Origin of the sequence: Clostridium sp. (genome assembly GCF_016650095.1) — a bacterium.
Classification (GTDB): Bacteria; Bacillota; Clostridia; order Clostridiales; family Clostridiaceae; genus Clostridium_AD.
In genome coordinates this window covers 1-4,231 of record NZ_JAENWL010000337.1, presented here as the reverse complement: position 1 = coordinate 4,231, position 4,231 = coordinate 1, and the positions used below count along the sequence as shown (strand labels likewise).

Annotated in this window: 5 protein-coding genes; all 5 read left to right on the top strand. The window is 33.4% G+C overall.

All coding sequences use genetic code 11. The features are described 5' to 3' along the window. Positions 1 to 115: 115 nt before the first annotated feature. The gene (locus JJE11_RS15740) at positions 116 to 964 is read left to right on the top strand and encodes a MurR/RpiR family transcriptional regulator (RefSeq protein WP_291637315.1); all 849 of its coding nucleotides are present in this window, start codon (positions 116 to 118) and stop codon (positions 962 to 964) included. Positions 965 to 1,356: 392 nt separating this feature from the next. Next, positions 1,357 to 2,067, top strand: a complete 711-nt coding sequence (locus JJE11_RS15735) for a FadR/GntR family transcriptional regulator (RefSeq protein ID WP_291637314.1) — start codon at positions 1,357 to 1,359, stop codon at positions 2,065 to 2,067. 123 nt (positions 2,068 to 2,190) lie between these two features. Further along, positions 2,191 to 3,036 carry a transketolase gene (locus JJE11_RS15730; protein WP_291637312.1) on the top strand — a complete coding sequence of 282 codons (846 nt, stop codon included), beginning with the start codon at positions 2,191 to 2,193 and terminating at the stop codon, positions 3,034 to 3,036. 1 nt (position 3,037) lies between these two features. Further along, entirely contained in the window at positions 3,038 to 3,973 is a 936-nt protein-coding gene (locus tag JJE11_RS15725) for a transketolase family protein (RefSeq protein ID WP_291637309.1), read from the top strand. 18 nt (positions 3,974 to 3,991) lie between these two features. Beyond that, positions 3,992 to 4,231, top strand: a 240-nt coding sequence (locus JJE11_RS15720; RefSeq protein ID WP_291637307.1) for an NAD(P)-binding domain-containing protein, incomplete at its 3' end; no start/stop codon positions are given.

The window sequence follows — 4,231 nt, the reverse complement described above, 5'->3', positions numbered from 1 at the left end:
GCAGTTATTACTTATGTAATTAGATATTATATGATATATTATAGTATAATAGAAATGGATGAATTTGTGCGATAAAATCGCTAGAAAAGCCAAAATACTATTAGGTGGTAATAAAATGAATGATATAGGCGGTATAGAAAGATTAAGGAATATATATTCAGAACTAAAAGGAACGGAAAAAAGAGTTGGAGAATACATACTTAAAAATCCAAAGGATATTATCCATTCATCTATAACTGAGCTTGCTGAAAATTGTAAATGTGGGGAAGCAACAGTGTTTAGACTTAGTAAAAAATTAGGATTTAAAGGATACCAGGATTTAAAGATAAGTATAGCTAGTGAAATTGTAAAGCCTCTTGTAAATATACATGAGGAGATAAAAGAGAATGATGATACATTGGTTTTGATGCAAAAGATATTTAATTCCACAATAAGTTCTCTTAATGAAAGTTTAAGAATAAACGACAGTAAGGAATTGGATAAAGCTATAGGGTATATTCATAATGCGAAAAGAATAGCTTTCTTTGGTATGGGGGGATCTGCGGCAATAGCTCTTGATGCGTACCATAAGTTTATGAGAACAGGAAAGTACTGTATATTTCATGATGATTCCCACTTTCAAGCTATGGTAAGCTCTATGTATGATGAAAATGATTGTATAATAGCGATTTCAAATACCGGAAGTAATAAAGAATTAGTAGAGAATTTGAGAATTGGGAAGGGAAAAGGAGTAAAAATTATATCTATAACTTCAAAATTTAAATCTCCTATATCAAAAGTATCGGATGTGGTTCTCGTATCCTATGGTAAGGAGAATCTGTCAAGAAGTGAGGCAATGGAGTCGAGGATTAGTGCATTAACACTTATAGACTGTATGTTTGTTGGCACTTGTCTAAAGGATCAAGACAATTATTTTAAAGTTTTGGGACAAATAAGGGAAGGCATAGCAAATAAAAGATATTAAAATAATTATTATATATTCAATGAAAGTATATTTTAATAGAAATGTGGATTTTTAGTAATAATATGCAAGCTATTTATAGAATAAAAGGGCAGATTGCACGATCTGTCCTATTTGTCTATATATAAGCAAATAAGGATACTATGAATGTGCTGGAATAAGAAGTTGTACAAAGTATACAAGTATTTGCTTTTTTTTAATACACATGACACATGTTAAAAAATAAGTCAATACCTTATAATAAGATTATTCAATATAAAAAAAACAATTTGTTTAAGAGAAATTATTAAATATGTGATGAGTATATTATAATATTACATGTAATACAACCTACGTATTATGACTAATAAATAACAATTATTTATATAGCATATGGTACAGAAAGGAAATGACATATGGCAATTAAACCTATTAAACAAAATAATATTAGCAATCAAGTATTTGAACAAATAAAGGCTGAGATTGCAAGTGGAGAATGGCCACCTGGTTCAAGAATTCCATCAGAAAATGAATTTGTTAAGATGTTTAATGTAAGCAGGGTAACGGTAAGAAACGCATTACAGAGGCTTATTGCTCTGGAATTGCTTGAGATACGACAAGGAGACGGAACGTTTGTGAGGGAATTTTCAGCAGATATGTATATGAACTCGCTGATGCCTATGCTTTTTCTAGAAAGTACAGAAGTACTTCAGGTTTTGGAATTTAGAAAAATTATTGAAATAGAAACAGGTGCACTGGCAGTTGAAAGGGCGACTGAGGAGGATATAGAAAAGCTTGAAGTAATATATGGCAAAATGGAGAAATATAAGAATGACACTGAAAAATTTTCTGCTGAAGATTTAAATTTTCATATGGCTTTAGCTGAAGCAACCAAGAATTCACTGGTTATTAAAGTGAATTATATTATTAAAGATATTCTAAGTGTTTCTATGATTGAAATTGTCAGAAACTTAGGGGTTACTGATGGCCTTTATTATCACAAATTAATAATTGAAGCTATAAAGGATAGAGACATAGAAAAGGTTAAGAAAACATTAAAAGATCATATAGTAACCACAATTGAGAAAGTATCAAAAATGGACAGTGAATTAAAGGTTGTTAATTAGTATTATGCAAATAAAATTATTAAAGTTTTGAACTTATTGTCTAATGAAGGATTTAAAGTGTATGAACTCCTATAGATTAAAAATCTTGTAGGTTTTATAAATAAATTGAAAGAAGGTATAATTATGACGTCAAAGGAAACAATAAAAAACATAGAAGAAAAAGGGCTTCAGTTAATTGAAGATATAGTAGATATAATTGGAGTAGGAAAAGTAGGGCATCTTGGCGGTTCATGTTCATGTGCACATGTTGTTGCAGCATTATACTTTTATAAGATGAATTTAGACCCTGAAAATCCGAAATATGAGGATAGAGACAGATTTTTATTAAGCAAGGGACATGCAGCATTAGTGCAATATGCAGCACTTGCAGAAGCAGGATTTTTCCCTAAAGAAGAATTAAAAAAAGTAAAATGCTTGGGGGCAATGCTTCAAGGTCATCCTGATATTACAAAAACACCAGGAGTTGAAGCAAATACAGGGTCACTCGGACAGGGGCTTTCAATAGCAAATGGGATGGCACTGGGACTCAGGCTAGATGGTAAAAAAAGCAGGGTATACGTTGTGATAGGTGATGGAGAAATGGCTGAAGGTCAAATATGGGAAGCTGCCATGGCTGCTTCAAACTTTAAGATAGATAACCTTGTTGCAATAGTTGATAGAAATAGGATTCAGGCAACAGGAGCTGTAGTTGACAGATTTAATACCAACCCTATCGTTCCTAAATGGGAAGCTTTTGGATGGAATGTAATAGTGATAGATGGACATGATGTAACTCAGATAATCGAGGCACTGGATAGTGCAGAAAAGGTTAAAGGAAAACCTACGGTTATAATAGCTGAAACAATTAAGGGGAAATGTATATCTTTTGCAGAAAATAAAGCTGCATTCCATAATGGTTCAATGACAACGGAACAATACGCTACAGCAAAAGGTGATATACAAGCATTAAGAATGGGGGGTGCATTATAAGATGAGTACAAATAGTTTAAGAAAAGCATACGGTGAAACACTTGTTGAACTTGGCAAGGAAAATAAGAACATAGTAGCACTAGAAGCTGATCTTGGAAAGTCTACTATGTCATGCTTCTTTCAGGACAAGTACCCTGAAAGATATTTTGAAATGGGTATAGCAGAGCAAAATATGGCATCAACAGCAGCAGGTCTTTCACTTACAGGGAAGATACCGTTTATAAGTACATTTGCTGTGTTTATGTCGGGAAGAGCATATGATCAGATTAGACAGACAATTTCTATTGGAAAATTAAATGTAAAAATATGTGGTTCAAGCTCTGGACTATCAGATTATGGGGACGGTTCAACGCATCAGTCAATTGAAGATGTTGCTATAATGAGAGCGATACCCAATATGACAGTAATAGTACCTGTTGATGCTATTGAGACAAGTAAAATGGTCAGGGCAATGGCACAGTATGAAGGGCCTGTATATTTAAGGATAAATCGAAATGATTTGCCGATATATACTAGTGAAGATACAGAGTACACTATAGGCAAAACATATACAATTCGTGAAGGAAAAGATGTTGTAGTTTTTGCAAATGGAGTTATGATATCTAAGGCAATGGAGGCAGCAGAGGAACTTGAGAAGGCAGGGATATCTGTAAAGGTAGTTAATGTAAGCACAGTAAAACCTCTGGATGAAAAAGCAATAAAAGAAGCAACAGTGGGATGCAAAGCAGTTGTTACTGCTGAAGAACACACTATAATAGGGGGCCTTGGAAGTGCTATAGCTGAAGCTTTGAGACTAGAAACAAATCTCCCAATAGAGTTTGTTGGAGTAAAAGACTGCTTTGGTACATCAGCTCAGAATTATGATGACTTGATGGAGTATTATGGATTAACTCCAAAGGCAATAAGCGATGCAGTATTAAAGTTGGTTCAAAAATAAAAATTGGAGGTAGATAATATGAATATAGGATTTATAGGTCTTGGAATAATGGGGAAACCCATGGCGAAACTTCTTTTGAAATCAGGCTACAGTCTTGTTGTATATGACTTATTTAAGGATTCAGTAAAGGAAGTTGTAGAAGCAGGAGCACAGGAAGGTTCTTCACCAAAAGATGTGGCACAAAGAACAGATGTGATAATTACAATGCTTCCTAATTCACCTCATGTAAAGACTGTAATACTTGGAGAAAACGGTGTG

What these genes read in the sequence shown, in the direction of transcription:
- JJE11_RS15740 (WP_291637315.1), top strand. Translation starts at nt 116, where the DNA reads ATGAATGATATAGGCGGTATAGAAAGATTAAGGAATATATATTCAGAA.
- JJE11_RS15730 (WP_291637312.1), top strand. Translation starts at nt 2,191, where the DNA reads ATGACGTCAAAGGAAACAATAAAAAACATAGAAGAAAAAGGGCTTCAG.
- JJE11_RS15725 (WP_291637309.1), top strand. Translation starts at nt 3,038, where the DNA reads ATGAGTACAAATAGTTTAAGAAAAGCATACGGTGAAACACTTGTTGAA.
- JJE11_RS15735 (WP_291637314.1), top strand. Translation starts at nt 1,357, where the DNA reads ATGGCAATTAAACCTATTAAACAAAATAATATTAGCAATCAAGTATTT.